Source organism: Nocardia sp. NPDC060249, assembly GCF_042728755.1.
Lineage (GTDB): Bacteria > Actinomycetota > Actinomycetes > Mycobacteriales > Mycobacteriaceae > Nocardia.
Genome location: NZ_JBHXAQ010000011.1, coordinates 21,205 through 44,159, shown reverse-complemented (window position 1 = coordinate 44,159; position 22,955 = coordinate 21,205). Strand labels below are relative to the sequence as shown.

Annotated in this window: 18 protein-coding genes and 1 tRNA gene; 12 read left to right on the top strand and 7 right to left on the bottom strand. The window is 68.5% G+C overall.

What is annotated here, in order from left to right; genetic code table 11:
- Nucleotides 1–62: 62 nt before the first annotated feature.
- Nucleotides 63–596 (bottom strand): PH domain-containing protein, encoded by a 534-nt coding sequence (locus ACFWFP_RS28150; RefSeq protein ID WP_379299929.1) that lies wholly within the window; start codon nt 594–596, stop codon nt 63–65.
- 148 nt (nt 597–744) lie between these two features.
- Here ACFWFP_RS28150 and ACFWFP_RS28145 point away from each other — a divergent pair, with 148 nt between their 5' ends.
- Nucleotides 745–1,713, top strand: coding sequence for an acyl-ACP desaturase (locus ACFWFP_RS28145; protein WP_379299927.1), 969 nt, complete (start codon nt 745–747; stop codon nt 1,711–1,713).
- A gap of 36 nt (nt 1,714–1,749) precedes the next feature.
- Here ACFWFP_RS28145 and ACFWFP_RS28140 read toward each other — a convergent pair whose 3' ends face one another.
- Nucleotides 1,750–2,538, bottom strand: a complete 789-nt coding sequence (locus ACFWFP_RS28140; RefSeq protein ID WP_379299925.1) for a biotin--[acetyl-CoA-carboxylase] ligase — start codon at nt 2,536–2,538, stop codon at nt 1,750–1,752.
- Nucleotides 2,539–2,661: 123 nt separating this feature from the next.
- Here ACFWFP_RS28140 and ACFWFP_RS28135 point away from each other — a divergent pair, with 123 nt between their 5' ends.
- The 3 genes from ACFWFP_RS28135 to ACFWFP_RS28125 all read left to right on the top strand — a co-directional run bounded on the left by ACFWFP_RS28135 (nt 2,662) and on the right by ACFWFP_RS28125 (nt 5,417).
- Entirely contained in the window at nt 2,662–4,302 is a 1,641-nt protein-coding gene (locus ACFWFP_RS28135) for an acyl-CoA carboxylase subunit beta (RefSeq protein ID WP_379299923.1), read from the top strand.
- A 129-nt stretch (nt 4,303–4,431) separates the two neighbouring features.
- Entirely contained in the window at nt 4,432–4,764 is a 333-nt protein-coding gene (locus ACFWFP_RS28130; protein WP_379299921.1) for an acyl-CoA carboxylase subunit epsilon, read from the top strand.
- Nucleotides 4,761–5,417 (top strand): nucleoside triphosphate pyrophosphatase, encoded by a 657-nt coding sequence (locus ACFWFP_RS28125; RefSeq protein WP_379299919.1) that lies wholly within the window; start codon nt 4,761–4,763, stop codon nt 5,415–5,417. Before ACFWFP_RS28130 ends, ACFWFP_RS28125 begins: the two co-directional genes overlap by 4 nt.
- On the opposite strand, the gene ACFWFP_RS28120 is transcribed toward ACFWFP_RS28125, so the two are convergent.
- Nucleotides 5,343–6,107 carry a helix-turn-helix transcriptional regulator gene (locus ACFWFP_RS28120; protein ID WP_379299917.1) on the bottom strand — a complete coding sequence of 255 codons (765 nt, stop codon included), beginning with the start codon at nt 6,105–6,107 and terminating at the stop codon, nt 5,343–5,345. The genes ACFWFP_RS28125 and ACFWFP_RS28120 overlap by 75 nt on opposite strands.
- Before the next feature lie 149 nt (nt 6,108–6,256).
- On the opposite strand from ACFWFP_RS28120, the gene ACFWFP_RS28115 reads away from it, so the two are divergent.
- The 4 genes from ACFWFP_RS28115 to ACFWFP_RS28100 all read left to right on the top strand — a co-directional run bounded on the left by ACFWFP_RS28115 (nt 6,257) and on the right by ACFWFP_RS28100 (nt 10,729).
- Nucleotides 6,257–7,147, top strand: a complete 891-nt coding sequence (locus ACFWFP_RS28115; RefSeq protein ID WP_379300118.1) for a sulfurtransferase — start codon at nt 6,257–6,259, stop codon at nt 7,145–7,147.
- 188 nt (nt 7,148–7,335) lie between these two features.
- The gene (locus ACFWFP_RS28110; protein ID WP_379299915.1) at nt 7,336–9,135 is read left to right on the top strand and encodes an acetyl/propionyl/methylcrotonyl-CoA carboxylase subunit alpha; all 1,800 of its coding nucleotides are present in this window, start codon (nt 7,336–7,338) and stop codon (nt 9,133–9,135) included.
- Nucleotides 9,136–9,311: 176 nt separating this feature from the next.
- Entirely contained in the window at nt 9,312–10,283 is a 972-nt protein-coding gene (locus ACFWFP_RS28105) for a patatin family protein (RefSeq protein WP_379299914.1), read from the top strand.
- A gap of 101 nt (nt 10,284–10,384) precedes the next feature.
- Nucleotides 10,385–10,729: a hypothetical protein gene (locus ACFWFP_RS28100; RefSeq protein ID WP_379299912.1), complete on the top strand. Its 345-nt coding sequence runs from the start codon at nt 10,385–10,387 to the stop codon at nt 10,727–10,729.
- A 113-nt stretch (nt 10,730–10,842) separates the two neighbouring features.
- On the opposite strand, the gene lat is transcribed toward ACFWFP_RS28100, so the two are convergent.
- Together lat and ACFWFP_RS28090 are read right to left on the bottom strand one after the other, a co-directional pair.
- Nucleotides 10,843–12,183: an L-lysine 6-transaminase gene (lat, locus tag ACFWFP_RS28095; protein WP_379299910.1), complete on the bottom strand. Its 1,341-nt coding sequence runs from the start codon at nt 12,181–12,183 to the stop codon at nt 10,843–10,845.
- A 66-nt stretch (nt 12,184–12,249) separates the two neighbouring features.
- Entirely contained in the window at nt 12,250–12,702 is a 453-nt protein-coding gene (locus ACFWFP_RS28090) for an Lrp/AsnC family transcriptional regulator (protein WP_056818059.1), read from the bottom strand.
- 118 nt (nt 12,703–12,820) lie between these two features.
- On the opposite strand from ACFWFP_RS28090, the gene ACFWFP_RS28085 reads away from it, so the two are divergent.
- Together ACFWFP_RS28085 and ACFWFP_RS28080 are read left to right on the top strand one after the other, a co-directional pair.
- Entirely contained in the window at nt 12,821–14,338 is a 1,518-nt protein-coding gene (locus ACFWFP_RS28085; protein ID WP_379299908.1) for an aldehyde dehydrogenase family protein, read from the top strand.
- Nucleotides 14,339–14,391: 53 nt separating this feature from the next.
- Nucleotides 14,392–14,465: transfer RNA gene (locus ACFWFP_RS28080), tRNA-Met, on the top strand.
- A gap of 43 nt (nt 14,466–14,508) precedes the next feature.
- Here the strand turns inward: ACFWFP_RS28080 and ACFWFP_RS28075 are convergent.
- Nucleotides 14,509–15,057 (bottom strand): histidine phosphatase family protein, encoded by a 549-nt coding sequence (locus ACFWFP_RS28075; protein WP_379299906.1) that lies wholly within the window; start codon nt 15,055–15,057, stop codon nt 14,509–14,511.
- A 136-nt stretch (nt 15,058–15,193) separates the two neighbouring features.
- Between ACFWFP_RS28075 and ACFWFP_RS28070 the strand changes: the two genes are divergently transcribed.
- On the top strand, nt 15,194–20,113 hold the full coding sequence (locus tag ACFWFP_RS28070; protein WP_379299904.1) for a DEAD/DEAH box helicase: 4,920 nt from the start codon (nt 15,194–15,196) through the stop codon (nt 20,111–20,113).
- A gap of 4 nt (nt 20,114–20,117) precedes the next feature.
- Nucleotides 20,118–20,888 carry an Fpg/Nei family DNA glycosylase gene (locus ACFWFP_RS28065; protein WP_379299902.1) on the top strand — a complete coding sequence of 257 codons (771 nt, stop codon included), beginning with the start codon at nt 20,118–20,120 and terminating at the stop codon, nt 20,886–20,888.
- 99 nt (nt 20,889–20,987) lie between these two features.
- Here ACFWFP_RS28065 and glpD read toward each other — a convergent pair whose 3' ends face one another.
- A complete protein-coding gene (glpD, locus tag ACFWFP_RS28060; protein WP_379299900.1) occupies nt 20,988–22,778 on the bottom strand; it encodes a glycerol-3-phosphate dehydrogenase in 1,791 nt (596 codons plus the stop codon).
- Nucleotides 22,779–22,955 lie beyond the last annotated feature (177 nt).

Below are 22,955 nucleotides of genomic sequence, written 5' to 3'. Positions count from 1 at the left end.
CGAACCTTCCGCCCGCGCTCCGGCCGTGCGCAGCGGAGCGACGCTGCGCGTCGGCGGGCAGCTCACCGGTAGCCGCCGCCCCATTGCTGCTCGTTGACGGAACGTCCCGCCTCGAAGACCTGGTGGTAGAGCAGCGAATGGACCTGCTGGACCTGGGGCACGTCGTCGTACTCGAGCGGCTCCTCGGAGGAGGAGCCGATGATCAGGGTGCCGGTGCCCAGCGCCCGATCCAGCAGCCCGTGGCGGAACTGCACACTGGAGATCCGGCTGAGCGGGATGTCGATGCCGGTGTGGGTGAGCACCCCCTGACGCACCAGCACCCGCCGGCCGGTGACGATGAAATGCGTCGACTTCCAGGCGATCACGCGCGCGACGACCCGCCACGCGACCAGCCCGAGCCAGGCCAGCCCGATCAGGATCAGCAACACCGTGCGCACGTGGCCGGTGGTGTTGCGCCAGGCCAGGCCGCCGAGGAAACCGGCGATCGCGGTCACGGCGATGAGAGTGACGATGGGCCACACCAACATTTTCCAGTGCGGGTGGCGGTGCAGGATCAACTGCTCGTCGGGCGCGAGGACATCCTCCGGGTAACCCATGACCGAACAGTACCGCGCTGGGACGTCGGGTCCGGCGACAGTCGCACCGCATTTCTCGATGCCACGGCCGAGGCGATACTGTGGATTACACGCTAGATGCCAGGTTTTGCCCTTATCTGCTTGCTCGATACCGACAGTGGAGGCACGCGTGACCGAAGATCTGACTCAGCTCGAAATCCTCACGGCCCTCGAACCCGTGGCCGAACAGAACCTCAACCGGCACCTTTCCATCGCCAAGGACTGGAATCCGCACGATTACGTGCCGTGGGAGGAAGGCCGCAATTTCGCCGCGATGGGCGGAAGTGATTGGGAGCCATCCCAATCGAGGCTCACCGATGTCGCCAAAGCGGCGATGATCACCAATCTGCTCACCGAGGACAACCTGCCGTCCTACCACCGCGAGATCGCCGAGAACTTCTCCCTCGACGGCGCCTGGGGCACCTGGGTGGGCCGCTGGACCGCCGAGGAGAACCGCCACGGCATCGTGATCCGCGACTACCTCGTCGTCACCCGCGGCGTCGACCCGGTGGCGCTGGAGCAAGCGCGGATGGTCCACATGACCCAGGGTGCGCACGCACCGGCGAACTGGGGTGGATTCCTGGTCAACGTCGCGTACGTGACGTTCCAGGAGCTGGCCACCCGGGTGAGCCACCGCAATACCGGTCGCGTGTGCGACGACCCGATCGCCGACAAGATGCTGGCCCGCGTCGCCACCGACGAGAACCTGCACATGATCTTCTACCGCAACCTGTGCGCGGCGGCTCTCGACCTGGCCCCCGACCAGGCGATGCCCGCGATCACCAAGGTGCTCACCAACTTCCAGATGCCGGGCGCGGGCATGCCCAACTGGCGGCGCAACGGGGTGCTGATGGCCAAGCACGGCATCTACGACCTGCGCCAGCACCTCGACGAGGTGGTGCGGCCGGTGCTCAAACAGTGGGACATCTTCGACCGCAACGACTTCGGCGCCCGCGGTGAGGCAGCGCGCGATGAACTCGCGCTGTTCATCGACAAGCTGGAGAAGGACGTGCTGCGGTTCGAGGAGCAGCGCGACCGGCTGCTGGCGCGCGAGCGCGAAGTGGCCGAGCGCGCGACCGCGGGTGCGTCCGCACGCTGATCCGTCGCGGCGACGGGCCCGGTTTCGGGCCCGTCGTCAGTACTGTCCGCGCAGGTGGGAAACGTCGCCCGCCGACACCGCCCGCTCACCGATGAGCAGCCGTCCGGTGTCGTCGACATCGGAGGCCACCCCGGTGAGCACCGTCCCGCCGGGCAGTTCGGCCCGTACCTCCATCCCGATGGTGGCGCACCGCGCACGGTATTCGGCCACCAGATCGACGGTGTCCCAGCCCGTCCGCTCCCACGCGGTGAACCGGCGCGAGAACTCGGCCAGGATCGCCGCGACCAGCGCGGTGCGGTCGACATCGCGCGCACCGGCCAGGCTCAGCGAAGTCGCATGGGCGACAGGCAGTTCCGATTCGGCGAGGTCGACGTTCAGCCCGATGCCGACCACCACCGCGGGCGCGATTCCGGTCGCGGCGACCTCGGCCAGGATGCCCGCGAGTTTGCGGCCGTCGAGCAGGACATCGTTGGGCCACTTCAATTCCGGTGCGACACCGGCCGTGCCGCGCAGCGCGTCGACCACCGCGACGCCGGTGAGCAACGGCAACCAGCCGAGCGCGGCGGGGTCGATGCCGGGCAGGCGCACCAGGATCGACAACGAGATCTGCGCTCGGGGCGGGCTCACCCACGCGCGGGCATGCCTGCCGCGACCGCTCACCTGTTCCTCGGCGAGCAGCGCCTGGCGGTCGGCGGAGGGGTCGGCGGCGCGAGCGACCAGGTCGGCATTGGTCGATCCGGTCGATTCGACTACATCGATCCGGTCGTAGAACGACAGGCCCGGCGAGCTGCGCAGACCCTGTACATCGATGGGTGCCCTGTTCATTCCCGGGAGGTTACTGGAGTTCTCTGTGAACGGTCATGACCATAGCTAGCTGGGGTTTCTCTACTGGCCGGTAAGCGAGACTGCCGTGGTGCGCGGAGGTGTCACTCGTTACACTCGCAACCCATGACGAGTGTCCAGCAGCAGCCCGCATCGGAATCGGCGGGCGCCCCCGATATCCACACCACCGCCGGGAAGCTGGCTGATCTGCGGAATCGGCTGGAAGAAGCGCAACACCCGATGGGTGAGAACGCGATCGACAAGGTGCACGCCAAGGGCAAGATGACCGCGCGTGAGCGCATCCTCGCCCTGGTCGACGAAGGCTCCTTCGTCGAACTCGATGCCCTCGCCAAGCACCGCAGCGTGAATTTCGGCCTCGAGCACAACCGCCCGCTCGGCGACGGCGTCGTCACCGGCTACGGCACCATCGACGGCCGCGACGTGTGCATCTTCTCCCAGGACGTCACCGTGTTCGGTGGCTCCCTCGGCGAGGTCTACGGCGAGAAGATCGTCAAGGTGATGGACCTGGCGATCAAGACCGGCCGTCCGCTGGTCGGCATCAACGAAGGCGCGGGCGCGCGAATCCAGGAGGGCGTCGTCTCCCTCGGGCTCTACGGTGAGATCTTCCACCGCAACGTGCAGGCCTCCGGCGTGATCCCGCAGATCTCGCTGATCATGGGCGCCGCCGCGGGCGGTCACGTGTACTCCCCCGCGCTCACCGACTTCGTGGTGATGGTCGATCAGACCTCGCAGATGTTCGTCACCGGTCCCGACGTGATCAAGACCGTCACCGGTGAAGAGGTCTCGATGGAGGACCTGGGTGGCGCGCACACCCACATGGTCAAGTCCGGTGTCGCCCACTACGTGGCCTCCGGCGAGCAGGACGCCCTCGACTACGTCAAGGACCTGCTGAGCTACCTGCCGAGCAACAACCGCGCCGAGGCCCCGCGCCACGCGCCGACCGACCCGATCAACGGGGCGATCGAAGAGTCGCTGACCGACGAGGACATCGAACTCGACACGATCATCCCGGACTCACCGAACCAGCCCTACGACATGCACGAGGTCATCCGCCGTCTGCTCGACGACGACGAGTTCCTCGAGGTCCAGGCCGAGCGCGCGATGAACATCATCTGCGGCTTCGGCCGGGTGGACGGGCGCAGCGTCGGCATCGTCGCCAACCAGCCGACCCAGTTCGCCGGCTGCCTCGACATCGACGCCTCGGAGAAGGCCGCGCGCTTCGTGCGCACCTGCGACGCCTTCAACATCCCGATCATCACCCTGGTCGATGTGCCCGGCTTCCTGCCCGGCACCGGCCAGGAATACAACGGCATCATCCGGCGTGGCGCGAAGCTGCTCTATGCCTACGGTGAGGCCACTGTGGGCAAGATCACGATCATCACTCGCAAGGCTTACGGCGGCGCCTACGACGTCATGGGTTCCAAGCACATGGGCGCCGATGTGAACCTGGCGTGGCCGACCGCCCAGATCGCCGTGATGGGCGCTTCCGGCGCCGTCGGTTTCGTCTACCGCAAGCAACTGCTCGAAGCCGCCAAGAACGGCGACGACGTCGATGCGCTGCGCCTCGAGCTGCAGAACGAGTACGAGGACACTCTCGTGAACCCGTACGTCGCCGCCGAGCGCGGCTACGTGGACGCGGTCATCCCGCCCTCACACACCCGTGGCCAGATCGTGTCGGCGCTGCGGCTCCTCGAGCGCAAAATGGTGACCATGCCGCCGAAGAAACACGGCAACATTCCGCTCTGAAAACGCGATATCCCGGATAGGCCGCGCACACTTGTTGTGGAAGACAACTATTGATCGGCGCGGCCACACCGGGAATGATCGCGTCAACCGCGCTGTGAAGCGAAGTAAGTGCAGGAAGGATCTGGCACTGTGACAACTGTGGCAGAAGAAGACGTGTTGACAGTCGCCGAGCTCGAGCTCGTCGTCGAACCGCTCGTCGAAGAGGTCGAACTGCCGGCCGGCACGGTGGCGCAGGCCCCTGTCGACGCCGCGGGCGAACCGCTGTTCCGCATTCTCAAGGGTTCGCCCACCGATCAGGACATCGCGGCTCTGGTCGCCGTCCTGAGCGCCGCGACGGCCGGCGGCGCACCCGTCGGCGGCTCGAACGGACCGGCCGACGCATGGGGCACATCGACGATGATGCACCGGGGCACGAACCCGTTCTCGCCGTACGTGTACCCGATGCTGTCGCATCTGAGGTGACTGCTGCCGGTGCTGCGGCGACCAGACTGGTTCTGGCGTCCGCGTCGCCCGCTCGGCTCGGGATCCTGCGCACGGCGGGCATCGATCCCGTGGTGCGGGTCTCGGGCGTAGACGAGGACGCGGTGGCGGCGGCACTGCCCGCCGGCACCTCCTCGCACGATGTCGTCGTCGCCCTGGCTCGCGCCAAGGCGGCCGACGTCGCCGCGTCGATTCCCGAACTCGGCGCCGACTGTGTCGTCGTCGGCTGCGATTCGATGCTGCTCGTCGACGGGCAGCTCCAGGGCAAACCGCACACCCCCGAGGTGGCGCGCGACCGCTGGGCCACGATGGCGGGCCGCAGCGCGGATCTGATCACCGGGCACTGCGTGCTGCGGTTGCGCGACGGCGAGATCGTCGCCGAGTCGGCCGAATGCAGCAGTACCACGGTGCATTTCGCGAAGCCGACGCCGGACGAGCTCGATACCTATATCGCGTCGGGCGAGCCGCTGAAGGTCGCGGGTGCGTTCACCCTGGACGGGCTCGGCGGCTGGTTCGTCGACCGGATCGAGGGCGATCCGTCCAGCGTCATCGGGATCGGTCTACCGCTGTTGCGCCGACTGCTCGAAGACGTCGGCGTCGGTGTCACGCAGCTGTGGCGGGATCCGCGGGACTGACGGCGCGATCACGTGCTGATCCTCGGGCTCCATGGCCGGGGTGCGATCGGGCGCGGTCATCGTCAGATCGAGCCGGGCCGTACACAGCTCGGGCTCGACGAAGGGGTGCAGCTGCACGTCCACCCGGCCGCGGGCGCCGTTGCGTTCGAGCACCTCCCGCATGAGACCCATGTGCACACCGCACACCACCTCGGCGTGCGAGCGGGCCAGTTCCCGTAGCGGGCAGGCCGTCAGATTGATCTGGACGTGCTCGGCGGTCTCACCGGCGGGTTCCTTCTCGGGCGCGAACCCGAGCTCCGACATCAGCGACATGGTGATGTCCCTGGCGTCGGCGAGGGTTTCCATCGGCTGGGCGCCGATGTCCATCCGGGCACCCCACGCGCGACCCGCGGCCACGGCGGCGGCGGAACGGGTGACCGGATCGGGACCGAGATGGTCGGCCAGTACCTGCGCGAGCTCCTGATATCCCACCGAGCGCTGCACCGCGCGATAGCCGATGCGCGGGCGGCCACGGCCGCGCGGGGGCTGCTGGAACTGGCGAACCAGCGATTCGCGGGTGAGGACATCGAGGTGGAATCGGACGGTGGTGACGTGCTGTCCGGTGATGCGGGCCAGTTCCTGGGCATCGAGGGGCTCGGTGGCGCCACGTAGGATCGCGAGCAGTCGCCGTCGCGGCCAAGAATCGGACATAGCTCACCCCTCCTCTCCAGAGACTTTATCGGACATCCGTGCGCTTTATTCGCCCATTGTGTCGATTCGTGATGTGCCACCACACACTTACCATCGGCTGCGACCACATAGTGGTCGCACCCCACCCAACTCGCGTGAAGGACCACACCGTGCCCGTCGCCCCGGATCCGCACCCCGCCTTCGGTTCCTACGCAGTCCCGCATCGATTGGTAACCACAGAATGGCTGTCCGCAAACATCGGCGTGCGTGGTTTACGAATCATCGAGTCCAACGATGACATCCTGCTCTACGACATCGGCCATGTCCCGGGCGCGGTCAAGATCGACTGGCGCGGCGACCTGAGCGACCCGGTGACCCGCGATTATGTCGACGGCAAGCGCTTCACCGAGCTGATGCGCGCCAAGGGTATCGAGCGCGACGACACCATCGTGATCTACGGCGACCGCGGCAACGCCCAGGCCGCGCACACCGCCTGGATCTTCACCCTGTTCGGCCACGAGGACGTGCGCCTGCTCGACGGCGGCCGCGACGCCTGGATCTCCGAGGAACGCGACACCACGTTCGACCGGCCCTACCCCACGCCCAGCGACTACCCCGAGGTCACCCGCGACGACACGACCGCCCGCGCGTTCCGCGAGGACGTGCTCGCCGGACTCGGCAAACCCCTGGTCGACGTGCGCTCGGCGCAGGAGTACTCGGGCGAACTCGAGGACAAGCCGCTCAACCAGGAATACGCCACCCTGCGTGGCGGGCACGTGCCGACCGCGGTGAACATCCCGTGGACCGAGGCCGCCACGATCGACGGCCGCTTCCGCTCGCGCGCCGAGCTGGACGAGGTCTACGCCGCGCTTCCCGCCGACGACCTGGTCGTGTACAGCCGGGTGGGCGAGCGGTCCAGCCACACCTGGTTCGTCCTGACATTCCTGCTCGGCCGCAGGTCGGTGCGCAATTACGACGGTTCGTGGATCGAATGGGGCAACTCGGTGCGCGTACCGATCGTCACGGGCACCGAACCAGGTGTCGCGAATCAGATCATTTGAAACATGTTCACATCACTGGACGCCGCGTAGTGTGACCTGCGACCTACTCGACAGTAGGGCTAGCCGAGTTCGAGCAGGGTTGGCACACTGCCTACACTCGCCCGAGACGAAAGTTGTCGATACCGGGCACGGGGCCTAACCGGCGACCCGTTCCCCGACGCGACCAAAGATTGCACACAGGAGGCTCAGTGCCCAGCCATGCCAGCGCACGGATCACGAAGGTACTCGTAGCTAACCGCGGCGAGATCGCGGTTCGCGTGATCCGGGCTGCCAAGGACGCGGGAATCACCAGCGTCGCGGTGTACGCCGAGCCCGATGCCGATGCTCCCTTCGTGAAACTCGCCGACGAGGCGTTCGCCCTCGGCGGTCAGACCTCCGCCGAGTCGTACCTCGTGTTCGACAAGATCCTCGACGCCGCGGCCAAGTCCGGCGCCGACGCGATCCACCCCGGTTACGGTTTCCTCTCCGAGAACGCCGACTTCGCCCAGGCCGTCATCGACGCCGGGCTGATCTGGATCGGCCCGTCGCCGCAGTCCATCCGCGACCTGGGTGACAAGGTCACCGCGCGCCACATCGCCGAGAAGGCGAAGGCGCCGATGGCCGCCGGTACCAAGGACCCGGTCAAGAACGCCGACGAGGTCGTCGCGTTCGCCAAGGAATACGGCGTCCCGGTGGCCATCAAGGCCGCTTTCGGTGGCGGTGGCCGCGGCATGAAGGTCGCCCACACCATCGAGGAGATCCCCGAGCTGTTCGAGTCGGCGACCCGTGAGGCCATCGCCGCCTTCGGTCGCGGCGAGTGCTTCGTCGAGCAGTACCTCGACAAGGCCCGCCACGTCGAAGCCCAGGTCATCGCCGATCAGCACGGCAACGTGGTGGTCGCCGGTACCCGCGACTGCTCGCTGCAGCGCCGGTTCCAGAAGCTCGTCGAGGAGGCGCCCGCGCCGTTCCTGTCCGACAAGGTTCGCGCCGCCATCCACGAGTCGGCCAAGCGCATCTGCCGCGAGGCGGGCTACTACGGTGCGGGCACCGTGGAGTACCTGGTGCAGGGCGAGACCGTGTCGTTCCTCGAGGTGAACACCCGCCTGCAGGTGGAGCACCCGGTCACCGAGGAGACCGCGGGCATCGACCTGGTGCGTCAGCAGTTCGCGATCGCCAACGGCGACGAGCTGAGCATCAAGGAAGACCCCACCCCGCGTGGCCACTCGTTCGAGTTCCGGATCAACGGTGAGGACGCCGGTCGCGGCTTCCTGCCCGCGCCCGGCCCGGTGAACGTCTACCGTGAGCCCACCGGCCCCGGTGTGCGCGTCGACTCCGGTGTGGTCCAGGGCAGCGTCATCGGTGGTCAGTTCGACTCGATGCTGGCCAAGCTGATCGTCACCGGCGAGAACCGTGAGCAGGCGCTGCAGCGTGCCCGCCGCGCGCTGGCCGAGTTCGATGTCGAGGGCCTGGCGACGGTGATCCCGTTCCACCGCGCGGTCATCGAGGATCCGGCCTTCATCGGCGACGGCGAGAAGTTCGACATCTACACCAAGTGGATCGAGAACGAGTGGAAGAACACCGTCGAGCCGTACACCGCCGGTGGCGCGGCCGACGATGACGACGACGATCTGCCCCGGCAGAAGGTTGTCGTCGAGGTCGGTGGCCGTCGCGTCGAGGTGTCGCTGCCCGGTCAGTTCACCCTCGGTGGCGGTGCGGCCGGTTCGGCCAGCAACGGTGTGGTGCGCAAGAAGCCGAAGGCGCGCAAGCGTGGCGGTGCCGGTGCCGGTGCCGCGTCGGGTGACGCGGTCACCGCGCCGATGCAGGGCACTGTCGTGAAGGTCGCGGTCGAAGAGGGCCAGACCGTCGAGGCCGGTGACCTGATCGTGGTGCTCGAGGCCATGAAGATGGAGAACCCGGTCAACGCGCACAAGGCCGGTGTCGTCACCGGGCTCGCTGTCGCGGCGGGTGCGGCGATCACGCAGGGCACGGTCCTGGCGGAGATCAAGTAGGTACTGCCAGCTGTCCACAACGGGCGTCGGTCTCCATGGACCGGCGCCCGTCGTCGTTCGCCGCGGCCGACCAGACGAGTCGTGCCCGGCAACGCGGAGACGGATCGGTGAACGGGCGCGGAAGATCATGCGTCTCGCCCGGCTGAGTGGCCCGCTTCTGTCGTATCGTGGGTCGGGTGACCAGTACTGCGCACACCGATCTGGACCCGCTCTCGACGCCGGGTTCGGCCACGGTGGCCGAGGTCATCCAGGCGCGCCGGGAAACCGGGAGCCGCGCGGACGGCAATCGCCTCGCGCTGGTGATCGAGGGCGGTGGCAGCCGCGGTGTGTATTCGAGCGGCATGGTGCAGGCGCTGGAGGAGCTGGGTCTGGCGAAGGTGTTCGACGCCGTGTACGGCACGTCGGCCGGGGCGATCAACGGCGCCTGGTTGCTGTGCGGGCGCGCGGCGACGGGGATGCGATCGTGGACCGATCCGGCGATCATGCGCCGGGTGGTCGACCCGGTGCGCATCTTCCGCGGTCGTCCCGTCTTCGATCTGCACTACCTGGTGCATCGCGTGTACGACGGCATCGAGCCGATGGACTTCCCCGCGATTCTGGCCAACCCCACCACCTTCCACCCCATCGCGACCGATATCCGCACCGGGCAGTCGGTGGACCTCGGGCCCTACATCACCGACAAACAGTCCCTCATGACGGCGCTACGGGCCTCTGCGGGCCTTCCGCTGCTGGCGGGACCACCGGTCGCCCTCGCGGGCGGCAGCTACTTCGACGGCGGCCTCACCGAAACCGTCCCGATTCGTACCGCCGTGGCCGCGGGCACCACGCACGCCCTGGTCCTGCGCACCCGCCGGACCGATGAAGTCCGCCCGCCCGCGCCCCTGCTGCATCGGGTGGTCGGCGGCGGCTACATGCGTGCCATCGCGCCCGGCGCGTTCCGGGCGTGGAGCAAGCGGCCGGGTCAGCAGGCGATGGAGGACAGCTACCTCGACGGCCTGGGCGAGCACGTCCTGCAGGTTCACCCACCCGCGGGTTCGCCCGCCATCGACAGCGCGGCCCGCGATACCGACCTGCTCACTCGCGCCCTCGACATCGGCCGCACAGCGGTTCATTCCCTGCTCGGTGGCGGCGCCCTGCGCACAGCCTGACCCCGGTTCGGCCGACGGCACCGCGGCCCGTGTCCGGAGCCCCGCCCGCTTCGGCATCAGCCGGCAACCGTCACCCAGCAGTCGAACACTAGGCTGCTCGCGTGGAACCGATCGAGATCAACGCAGGGTCCTGGTATCTGCGCGCGCTGCGCGCCGACGAGCGCATCGACGACCGACCCGCGCTGGCCGACGGCGGCATCACCGATCCCGGTTACGTGGCCACCCGGTCGGCGCAGTGGGCGGACGAGTCGCACTTCTCCTGGGCGGTCTGCGTTCCGACGACGGCCGAGATGGTCGCCGAGATCGGCGTGACGCCGGGCCCCGACGACACCGCGACGGTCACCGGGTGGGCCCGTCCCGGCGAGGACGAGGCGCTGGCCGCCGGTCTGGCGTCGGTCCACCGCTTCGTCGCCGGCGCACTCGGATTGACCGCGGTACCCGCCTGATCCCTGCGCCGCATCTGCCGACCGGCGACGAAGTCCGCGATCACGGACAGGTGCGCGAAGACGGCAGCGGGCCGACGGCGATCTCGCCGTCGGCCCAGCCCGAATCCGGTGAGTTACCGGCGTTCTCGAACGAGCACCGCGGCGAGTGCGTCGACGGCCTGATTCAGCTCGTTCTCGGTCACCGTCAGCGGCGGGCGGAAACGGATGCCGCGCTCGCCTGTGCCGAGCAGCAGCACGTGCTCACGTTCGCGCAGTTGCGTCACCACCCGATCGCGCAGCTCCGGCGTCGCCAGGGTCACCGCGCACATCAGCCCGCGCCCACGCGCCTCACCGACCATGTCCGGATACGCGGCGGCCAGTTCGCCGAGCCGTTCGAGCAGGAACGCGCCGAGTGGTCCCGCGCCCTCGATCAGCCGATCCTGTTCCAGCACTTCGAGAATGCGCCGGGTGCGCACCATGTCGGTGAGGTTGCCGCCCCAGGTGGAGTTGAGTCGCGAGCTCACCCGGAACACATTGTCGACCACCTCGTCGATCCGGCCGCCTGCCATGATCCCGCAGATCTGGGTCTTCTTGCCGAAGGCCACCACATCGGGCGTGAGGCCCAATTGCTGGAAGGCCCACGTGGTTCCGGTCATGCCGACGCCGGTCTGCACCTCGTCGAGGACGAACAGCGCGTCGTTGGCGTGACACAGCCGCTGCATGGCGGCGAGGAATTCCGGGCGCAGATGGCGGTCGCCGCCTTCGCCCTGGATCGGTTCGGCGATGAAGCAGGCGATGTCGTGCGGGTTGCCGGCGAAGGCCTGTTCGGCCTGGGCCAGTGCCCGCGCTTCGAGGGCGGCGATGTCGGGACCGGCGAAGGTGTGCGGTGTGTCGATGCGCGGCCAGTCGAATTTCGGGAATCGCGCGGTCTTGACCGGGTCGGTGTTGGTGAGCGACAACGTATATCCGCTGCGCCCGTGGAAGGCGCCGGTCAGGTGCAGCACCTTGGTACCGAGTTCCGGTGCGCGACCGTGCGATTCGTTGTGCCTGCTCTTCCAGTCGAAAGCGACTTTCAGCGCGTTCTCCACCGCGAGCGCGCCGCCGTCGACGAAGAACAGGTGCGGCAAGCGCGGATCACCGAGCACGCGGGCGAAGGTCTCGACGAAGCGGGCCATCTCGACGGTGTAGATATCGGAGTTGCTCGGCTTGTTCAGTGCGGCGGCGGCCAGTTCGGCGAGAAAGCTCTCGTCGCCGGCCAGGGCGGGATGGTTCATCCCGAGCGCGTTGGAGGCGAAGAAGCCGAACATGTCGAGATAGCCGGTGCCGTCGCGTTCGTCGACGAGCGTGCGACCGTGCGACTCGTGTAGGTCGAGCACAAGCTCGAAACCGTCCGCGAGGATGTGCGAGGACAGGATTTCGTGGACCCGGTCGGCGGGGATGACCGCCGCGCCAGGGCGCTCCAGTTCGATGGTCATGAAACCGACGATACGCAAATATTTACGGAAGTTCTACGGAATTACGAATCAAATTACGGCAGATCCCTACCTGTCATAGAATGTCTGCAGGATGATGGTGCTGCGGGTGTGCACGTTGGCCGTGGCCCTGATCTCCTGCAGCAGATGTTCCAGATGCCGAGGCGAGGCCACCCGCACCAGCAGGACGTAGCTCTCCTCGCCCGCCACCGAGTGGCACCCCTCGATGCCGGGGATGTGCTGCAACAAAGCGGGCGCGTCATCGGGCTGGGAGGGGTCGAGAGGAGTGATCGCGACGAACGCCGACAACAAGTGCCCGAGCGCTTCGGGGTCGACCTGCGCCGCGTATCCGCGGATCACGCCGCGCGCTTCGAGCCTGCGCACCCGCGATTGCACCGCGGAGACCGAGAGGCTGGCCTTCTCCGCCAGGTTCGACAGGGTGGCTCGACCGTCTGCCATCAGTTCTTTGATCAATAGTCGATCGATGTCATCGAGCTGGGGTCGAGCCGGTGTATCCGCCATCAGCGAAGGCTAACGCAGCGTGGGGCTCGCGCGGGGAAAACTTCTTTCCGTTCCCCACCGAATTCTCCCGAACTTTTCCGTGAGTCGTACCAAACAGCAGAAGGTGAGCAGACTACCGATGACGCAGACCGTGAACTTCTCCGAGCAGCTCTCCCTGCGGGCCAGGGCGCTACTGCACGGCCTCGGCGCCGCTGTGCCGGAGCCCGGCCCGCTGCTGGCGCGCACGCCGATCTCCGGCGGTGTCCTGTTGCCGCTGGCCGTCGACACCCCCGCCGACGTGGACGCCGCGATCGCCCGCGCGGCAACCGCGTTCGAGGCGTGGCGCACGGTCCCCGCGCCGGTGCGAGCGGGCCTGGTGCGCAGGCTGGCCCAGCTGCTGGAGACCCATCAGGACGAGCTGGCCGAGCTCGTCACCCTGGAGGCGGGCAAGATCGGGCCCGAGGCGCTGGGCGAAGTACAGGAGATGATCGACGTCTGCGAGTTCGCGATCGGGCTGTCGCGCCAACTGTACGGCGCCACCATGCCTTCCGAACGTCCCGGCCATCGGCTCATGGAGACGTGGCATCCGCTCGGCGTCGTCGGGGTGATCTCGGCGTTCAATTTCCCTGTCGCGGTGTGGGCGTGGAACACCGCGATCGCCCTGGTGTGCGGCGACACGGTGGTCTGGAAGCCGTCGGAGACCACGCCGTTGACGGCGCTGGCCTGCCATACGCTGCTGCGTCGCGCGGCGGTCGACGTGGGCGCGGATCCCGCAGTGCACCAGCTGATCCAGGGTGACGCGACCGTCGGCGCGGCACTGGTCGACGACGGCCGGGTCGCCCTGGTGAGCGCGACGGGCTCGGTGCGGATGGGCGCCACTGTCGCGCCACGGGTGGCGGGCCGGTTCGGCCGCTGCCTGCTCGAGCTGGGTGGAAACAACGCCGCGATCGTGGCGCCGAGTGCCGATCTGGAACTGGCGGTGCGTGGCATCGTCTTCTCGGCGGCGGGGACAGCGGGCCAGCGGTGCACGAGCCTGCGACGGTTGATCGTGCATCGTTCGATCGCCGACCAGCTGGTCGAACGGCTCGCCGCGGCGTACAGCCAACTGCCCGTGGGCAATCCGCTCGACGACGGCGTACTGGTCGGGCCGCTGATCAACGAGCGCGCCTTCGCCGCGATGCAGAAGGCGCTGGTCGCGTCGGTGGCCGAGGGCGGCGACATCATCTGCGGCGGTGAGCGAGTCGAGACGCTCGGACCCGAGGCCTACTACGTGCGGCCCGCCCTCCTCCGCATGCCCGCGCAGACCGAACTCGTGCGCGAGGAAACCTTCGCGCCGATTCTGTACGTGCTCACCTACGACGAACTCGACGAAGCCATCGCTGTGAACAACGGTGTGACCCAGGGACTTTCCTCGTCGATCTTCACCCTGGACCAGCGCGAGGCAGAACAGTTCCTCGCCGGTTCCGACTGCGGCATCGCCAATGTCAACATCGGAACATCGGGCGCGGAGATCGGCGGCGCGTTCGGCGGGGAGAAGAACACCGGCGGCGGTCGGGAATCGGGCTCCGACTCCTGGAAGGTCTACATGCGCCGAGCCACCAACACCGTCAACTACTCCACCGAACTCCCCCTCGCGCAAGGCATCCATTTCGGCTGATCAGGCCAGCGATTTCGCCTTCCACCCCACCCCGTGTAAAGTGGTATTTGCAACGCGGGATGGAGCAGCTCGGTAGCTCGCTGGGCTCATAACCCAGAGGTCGCAGGTTCAAATCCTGTTCCCGCTACTACGAAGAAGGCCCCGGAGTTTCGACTCCGGGGCCTTCTTCGTTATCCGTTACCGAGTCGCAGGGTCCAGTTCCCGCGGTAGTGCAGGCGGGTGACGCTCGCTGGCGGAACATCCATGCGCCAGAACGACTTCGCTGGTGCGTCGAGCACCACGAGCAGCGCGGCGCGCACCACGGCCGGATGCGTCACCGCCACGGTGTCGCGGCCCGACGAGGCGATCTCGGCCAGCCAGAAGCGCACCCGCTCGACCAGATCGGTGACGGATTCCCCACCGTGCCCACGGAATTCGGGATCGGTGAGCCAGGCGAACAACTGGTCCTGAGCGAGTTTGCCCATCTCACTGCCCCGCCACGACCCGGCATCGAGATCCCGTAATCGCACGTCCTGTTCGCCGACCAGGCCCAATTCCTCCGCCGTGTCGCGAACCCGCCGCTCCGGTCCGGTCCGCACCAACGCTTCATCGAGCAGCACACAGGCGCGCACAGCGGCCCGCCCCGACTCGTCGAGGGGTTCATCGACAGGAAATCGCGCCTTACGTACCGCCTCGGTAAGGCCATGGCCGACAAGGTCGACTCTCAGCACCGTTTGCACGAGAGTCGAGGGTAGCGACGAATGCGATCCACGCCACAAGCCGGGCTGCACGCCGCGCCGGTCATCGGGTGTTCGCGCTGGTCGGGGTGTATGAGGCGCAACGAAGTTGTCGGTGGGCCGGTGCACACTGGGTGCTATGGATCGGTTCTCCCCCGCGACAGCACAGTGGTTCGACGGCGCGTTCCCCGGCGCGACGTCGGCCCAGCTCGGCGCGTGGGACGCGATCGCCGCGGGCGAGAACACGCTGGTGATCGCGCCGACCGGGTCGGGCAAGACCTTGTCGGCGTTTCTGTGGGCCATCGATCAGCTGGCGCACAGGGACCCGCCAGAGCCGGGCGCGTCCCGGGGCACGTCGGTGCTCTATGTGTCGCCGTTGAAGGCACTGGCGGTGGATGTGGAGCGCAATCTGCGGGCACCCCTGGTGGGAGTGACGCAGACGGCGAAACGGCTGGGGCTCGACCCGCCGGATATCTCGGTGGGAGTGCGCTCCGGTGACACCCCACCCGCTCAGCGCCGGGCGATGTTGCGCACCCCACCGGACATCCTCATCACGACTCCCGAGTCGTTGTTCTTGCTGTTGACCTCGGCCGCTCGCGAGACGCTGGCCCAGGTCAACACCGTGATCGTCGACGAAGTGCACGCCATCGCCGGGTCGAAGCGTGGTGCGCATCTGGCCTTGTCGCTGGCCCGGCTCGACCAACTCACCGACAAGCCCGCTCAACGGATCGGACTGTCGGCGACGGTGCGCCCGCCCGAGGAGGTCGGGCGGTTTTTGGTCGGGAACGCGCCGATCACCATCGTGCGACCGCCCGCGCCGAAGACCTTCGACCTGTCGGTGCGGGTGCCGGTGGCCGACATGACCGATCCGGGCGGCGACTCCGACCAGCCGGGTTCGATCTGGCCGCACGTCGACGAGGCCATCGTCGACCTGGTGCTCGAGCACCGGTCCTCGATCGTGTTCGCCAACTCACGGCGACTCTCCGAACGGCTGACCGCGCGGCTCAACGAGACCTTCGCGGCCCGGCTCGGCGAGCCGGTGGAGACCGAGCACAAGCCGCCCGCCCAGCTCGGACCGTCCACCGAGGTGATCCACGGCGCCGAGCACCTGTTGGCGCGCGCCCATCACGGGTCGGTGAGCAAGGAACAGCGCGCCATCATCGAGGACGATCTCAAGACCGGCCGGCTGCGCTGTGTGGTGGCCACCAGCAGCCTCGAGCTCGGCATCGATATGGGCGCGGTGGACCTGGTGGTGCAGGTGGAGGCGCCGCCCTCGGTGGCCAGTGGGCTGCAACGGGTCGGGCGGGCCGGGCACCAGGTGGGTGAGATCTCGCGGGGCGTGCTGTTCCCCAAACACCGCACCGACGTGATCCACTGCACCGTCGCCGCCCAGCGCATGCTCACGGGCGAGATCGAGAAACTCCAGATCCCCGCGCACCCGCTCGACATCCTCGCCCAGCAGACGGTGGCGGCCTGCGCGCTCGAACCCGTCGACGTCGACAGCTGGTTCGATATCGTCCGCTCCACCGGCAGCTACGCGAACCTGCCCCGCTCGGCCTACGAATCGGTGCTCGACCTGCTGGCCGGGCGCTATCCGTCCGACGAGTTCGCCGAACTGCGCCCGCGCGTGGTGTGGGACCGCGACGCGGGCACCATCACCGGCCGTCCCGGCGCCCAGCGTCTGGCGGTGACCTCCGGTGGCGCGATCCCCGACCGTGGGATGTTCGCGGTGTTCATGGTGGGCGAAAAGGCTTCGCGGGTGGGCGAACTCGACGAGGAGATGGTCTACGAGTCGCGCGTGGGCGATGTGTTCGCGCTGGGGGCGACGAGTTGGCGGATCGAGGAGATCACCTTCGATCGGGTGCTGGTGTCACCGGCGTTCGGTCTGCCGGGCAGGCTGCCCTTCTGGCACGGTGACGGGTTGGGGCGGCCCGCTGAATTGGGCGCGGCGCTGGGCGAATTCGTTCGCACGGCCGGTCAGGTGCCAGCCGAGGAGTTGTCCCGGATCGTGGCGGACATGGGCTCCGGCGCCGTGCTGACCACCGCCGACGCCACAAAGACAACCCCGAGCTCGAAGAAGGCCGGACGCACCGCCGAGCAGAGCAAGCCCGCGGTTCGGCTCGAACAGTTGGTGCGCACCGCCGGACTCGATCAGAACGCGACCGCGAATCTGGTCGGCCTGCTCGAAGAACAGCGCAGTGCCACAGGCCAATTGCCGACCGACCGGACGCTGGTCGTGGAACGGTTCCGCGACGAACTCGGCGACTGGCGCTTGGTGCTGCACTCGCCCTACGGCACCCCGGTGCACGCACCGTGGGCGCTGGCGGTGGGCGCACGCTTGCAGGAACAGTTCGGCATCGATGCCGCTCCAACCGCCTCCGACGACGGCATCGTGGTGCGCCTGCCCGATACCACCGACCAGCCACCCGGCGCCGAACTGTTCGCCTTCGAACCCGACGAGATCGACGACATCGTCACCGAACAGGTCGGTGGCTCCGCCCTTTTCGCGTCCCGCTTTCGCGAATGCGCCGCCAGAGCGCTGCTCCTGCCGCGCCGCGACCCCGGCAAGCGCGCCCCGCTGTGGCAGCAGCGGCAGCGCTCGGCTCAATTGCTGGATGTGGCGCGCAAATTCCCGCAGTTCCCGATCCTGCTGGAAACCGTCCGCGAATGTCTGCGCGACGTGTACGACCTGCCCGCCCTGCGCGATCTGCTCACCAAGGTGGCCCGCCGCGAGATCCGCCTGATCGAGGTCGAGACCGCCAGCCCGTCGCCCTTCGCCGGCGCCCTGCTGTTCTCCTACATCGGCCAGTTCCTCTACGACGGCGACAGCCCACTGGCCGAACGCCGCGCAGCCGCGCTGGCTCTGGACTCCAGTCTGCTCGCCGAACTCCTCGGCCGAGTCGAGCTGCGCGAACTCCTCGACCCCGCCGTCATCACCCTGACCGAACAAGAGCTCCAGCGCCTCACCCCCGAACGCCTGGCGCGCGACGCTGAAGGTCTGGCCGATCTGCTCCGTCTGCTCGGTCCCCTCACCCCCACCGAAGTCGCCGCTCGCTGCGTTCCCCGCCCCGGCACCGCGTCCGCCGCACGTCACGCCGAAGCGATGGACGCCGGCGCTCACCCACCCGATGAGCCCGCACTCAGCACGGCAGACGAGCGACTCGAGTCCGCCCGCGGCGACCTGCTCGCCGATTCCGATGCGCCGGCCTGGTTCGCGCAACTGCGGGATTCGCGCCGGGCGCTGGAGGTTTCGTTCGCGGGTCGCACCTGGTGGGTGGCGGTGGAGGACGCCGCTCGGTTGCGGGACGCGCTCGGAGTGCCCTTGCCGATCGGGGTGCCCGCGGCGTTCATCGAGCCGGTGCCCGACCCGCTCGGCGACCTCGTCGGGCGCTACGCGCGCACCCACGCACCGTTCACCACCGCCGCGGTCGCCGACCGTTTCGGCCTCGGAACAGCCGTCGCCGCGACCTCGCTGCACCGACTGCTCGCCGAAAAACGTGTGGTGGAAGGTGAATTCACGCCGGACACCGCTGGTGGCGAGTGGTGTGACGCCCAGGTTCTGCGCCGGTTGCGCCGCCGGTCACTGGCTGCCGCGCGGCACGAAGTCGAGCCGGTGTCCACCGCCGCGTTCGGCCGGTTCCTGCCGTCCTGGCAACACGTCGGATCCGGCGAGCTGCGCGGTGTCGACGGCGTGGCGACAGTGGTGGAACAGCTTGCAGGCGTGCCGATTCCGGCCTCGGCCTGGGAGTCGCTGATCCTGCCCACACGAGTGCGCGACTACTCCCCCGCCATGCTGGACGAGCTGATGGCGACCGGCGAGGTGGTGTGGTCGGGCCACGGCGCGATCACCGCCCGCGACGGCTGGGTCGCCCTGCATCTGGCCGACCAGGCACCCTTCACCCTGCCTCCCGCCGACGAGATCGACCCCACCGATACCCAGCTCGGTCTCCTGGCCGCGCTCGGCGCGAACCTGGAACCGTGGCCCCGCACCGAGGCCGCGCCACCTCCGTCGGTCGACACGAAAGCGACCGGTGCCCGCCGGATTGTCGACCTCGACGCGTCCGAGGCCACCTCGACAGCGCCCAGCGCATCCGGCAACGGCTCGGCACCTGATCATCCGCGCCTGCCACCCACGCTGAGTGGCGGCGGCGCCTACTTCTTTCGCCAGCTCTCCGACACCGCGGGCTTGCTCGACGACAAAGCCGCCGGGGACGCCCTGTGGCAGCTGGTCTGGGCCGGCTACGTCTCCGGTGACACCTTCGCCCCGGTGCGCGCCCTGCTGTCCGGCACCGCCCGCGCCAGCACCGCGCACCGCACCCCGCGCCGCGCTCCCCGAGGCCGCGCGTACCTGCCGCGACCATCGATGCCGACCCGGTCGGGCCCGCCGACGCTGGCGGGACGCTGGTCGATCCTGCCCGAACGCGTGCGGGACAACACCGTTCGCGCCCATGCCACCGCCGATCAACTGATCGAACGCTACGGCGTGCTGACTCGCGGTTCGGTGCAGAACGAAGGGATACCCGGCGGTTTCCAGCTGATGTACCGGGTGCTCACCGAGTTCGAGGACCGCGGCCGGTGCAGGCGTGGCTATTTCGTCGACACGCTCGGCGGCGCCCAGTTCTCCACCACCGACACCGTCGACCGCCTGCGCTCGTTCGACACCGACCGCGACAACACGCGAGCGGGCGTCGCGCTCGCCCTCGCGGCGTGCGACCCCGCCAACCCCTACGGCGCCGCGCTACCGTGGCCGAAGGGCGACGCCGACGGCGGTCACCGGCCGGGCCGCAAAGCGGGCGCGCTGGTGGTTCTGGTGGGCGGCGAACTGGTGCTCTACTCGGAGCGCGGCGGCAAAACACTGCTCAGCTTCACCGAGGACATCGGCCTGCGCCGGGCGGCGGCGTTCGCGCTGGCCGGGCTCGTGCGCGATCGCCGGATCGACAGCTTGGTGATCGACAAGGTCAACGGAGACACTGTGCACGGCAACCTCTTCGCCGAAGTCCTGATCGAAGCCGGATTCTCGATGACCCCGAGCGGTCTGCGGCTGCGCAGGCAGGTGTAACCGAATGCCAGAGGGCGACACCGTCTTCCGCACCGCCGCGCGCCTGCGCACGGGACTGGCCGGTAAGACCTTGACCCGCAGCGACTTCCGGGTCCCGCGCTACGCCACCGTGGATCTGGTCGGCGACGTCATCGAGGAGGTCGCGAGCTACGGCAAGCACCTGTTCATCCGCACCGACCGGGTGAGCATCCACACCCACCTGAAAATGGAGGGCGTGTGGCGGGTGTTCCACCGTGGCCAGCGCTGGACCAAACCCGCGGCTACCGCGCGACTGGTGCTCGCCAACGACGAGTTCGAGGCCGTCGGCTTCTCGCTCGGCAAGGTTCAGGTGCTGCCGCGCGACGACGAACACACTGTCATCGACCACCTCGGCCCAGATCTGCTCGGCCCGGACTGGGATGCGGCCGAGGCCTTGCGCAGGCTCACCGAGTACCCGCGCCGCGCCGTCGGACTCGCCCTGCTCGACCAGCGCAATCTGGCGGGCATCGGCAACATCTACCGCAGCGAGATCTGCTTCCTGCGCAAAGTCCACCCCGTTACCCCCGTCGGCGACATCCCCGATCTCGTGGCGCTCGTCGACGAAGCTCACCGCGTGCTCGGTAAAGCCGCACACCAACCACCTTGGCGCGCCATGGTCTACGGCCGCACTCGCCGTTCCTGCCCCCGCTGCGGCACCCCCATCGCCTCCCAACTGCTCGGCGAGGACGACGCCGACCGCGTCAGCCAGCGCGAACGCGGCATCTACTTCTGCCCGCGCTGCCAGCCTCGCCCGTGACATCACTTCCCCCGCGTGCGGGCTGTCCGATGCGGCTTCGTGATGGCATGCCAGGTCAGTGAACGCGTTGCGCGGGCTCGCATCGACCCGGGCTGAGGCTCAGCGGTCCTGCGGCACCGGCTCCAGCAACTGTGGCCGAGGCTCGGGAGCCGCAGCCCGCAACGCGTCGGCCGAGGTGTCGTCGGGTTGGGTCTGTGAGTCGATTTCGGCCCGCACGCGCGCCTGATACGTCGACACCTCGCGGTCGATATCGTCGGCGTCCCAACCGAGCACCGGCGCGATGAGGTGGGCCACCTGCTCGGCGCTGTTCGCGCCGCGATCGGAGTATTCGATCGAGATGCGGGTGCGCCGCGCCAGGATGTCGTCGAGGTGCAGCGCGCCCTCGGCAGCGGCCGCGTAGACCGCTTCCACCTGAAGGTAGGCGGGTGCATCGGTAATCGGGTGCAGCAGTTCAGGTTTGCCCGCGGCCATGGCGAGCACCTCCTCGACGAGGGAGCCGTAGCGGTCGAGCAGGTGCGTCATCCGGTACGGGTGGATGCCGTGGCGCTCCGCGAGCTGCACGGTCTGGTTGACCAACGCGAAGTAGCCGTCGGCGCCGAGCAGCGCCACCTTCTCGGTGATCGACGGCGAAACGCGCGCCGGAATGTCCTGTGCTGCTTCGTCCATCGCATCGGCCGCCATCACCCGGTAGGTGGTGTACTTGCCGCCCGCGATGCTCACCAGACCGGGCGCGACCCTGGCCACGGCGTGCTCACGCGAGAGCTTGGACGTCTCGTCGTTCTCCCCCGCCAGCAGCGGGCGCAGGCCGGCGTAGACGCCGTCGATGTCGGCGTGCGTGAGCGGAGTGACCAGCACCTCGTTGACCCGGTCGAGCAGGTAGTCGATATCGGCCTTGGTCGCCGCGGGGTGGGCGAGATCGAGGTTCCAGTCGGTGTCGGTGGTGCCGACGATCCAGTGCGCGCCCCACGGGATGATGAACAGCACCGATGTGGTGGTGCGCAGGATGATCGCGGCGTCGCTGACGATGCGGTCGCGCGGCACGACGATGTGCACGCCCTTGGACGCGCGCACATGGAATCGGCCGCGTTGCCGCGACAGACTCTGCACCTCATCGGTCCACACGCCCGTCGCGTTGATCACCACGTTCGCGCGCGCCTCCCCGGTGCGCCCGTCCTCGGTGTCACGCAGCTTCACCCCGACGACCCGGTCGGCTTCGCGCAGAAAGCCGACGACCTGCGTGGAGGTCCGGATGACCGCGCCGTAGTGCGCGGCGGTACGGGCGACCGTCATGGTGTGGCGGGCGTCGTCGACGACGGTGTCGTAGTAGGTGACGCCGCCGATCATCGAATCCCGGCGCAGGCCGGGCGCCAGCCGCATCGCGCCGTGCCGGGTCAGATGATGCTGTCCTGGAACGGATTTCGCGCCACCCATGGTGTCGTACAGGGTCAGGCCCGCGGCAACGTAGGGCCGCTCCCACACGCGATGGGTCAGCGGGTAGAGGAACCGCAGCGGCTTCACCAGGTGCGGTGCGAGCGTCGACAGCGCCAGCTCACGCTCTTTCAGCGCTTCCCTGACCAGGCCGAATTCGAGCTGTTCGAGGTAGCGCAAGCCGCCGTGGAACATCTTGGACGAGCGGCTCGACGTGCCCGACGCGAGGTCGCGGGCCTCGACCAGCGCGACCGACAGCCCCCGGGTCGCGGCGTCGAGCGCGATACCGGCGCCGACAACGCCACCGCCGACGACCAGGACGTCGAACTGATCCTTACCCAGCCGTTCCCAGGCGGTCCGCCGATGTTCGGGCCCCAGATCGCCGGGTCCGACCCGGTCCCTTGTCCCGCCCGCGACCAACTCTCCCGGGTGCAGGAACGGAAACTCCGGTGTCTGCGACATGCTCGACTCCTCGCCGCCGACCGATTCCGGCCGGTCCCAGTCGACTGTGGGGGCAAACGCCGCGTTCCCGGCGCCGCTGCGTACAGGCTAAACGTAGTCCGCGCTCGCCGCCGGGGACGTGCGCGGCGAGGCGTGGGCCCGAAATTCGTCACCGGCCACAAATCGTGCGGTGGCCGG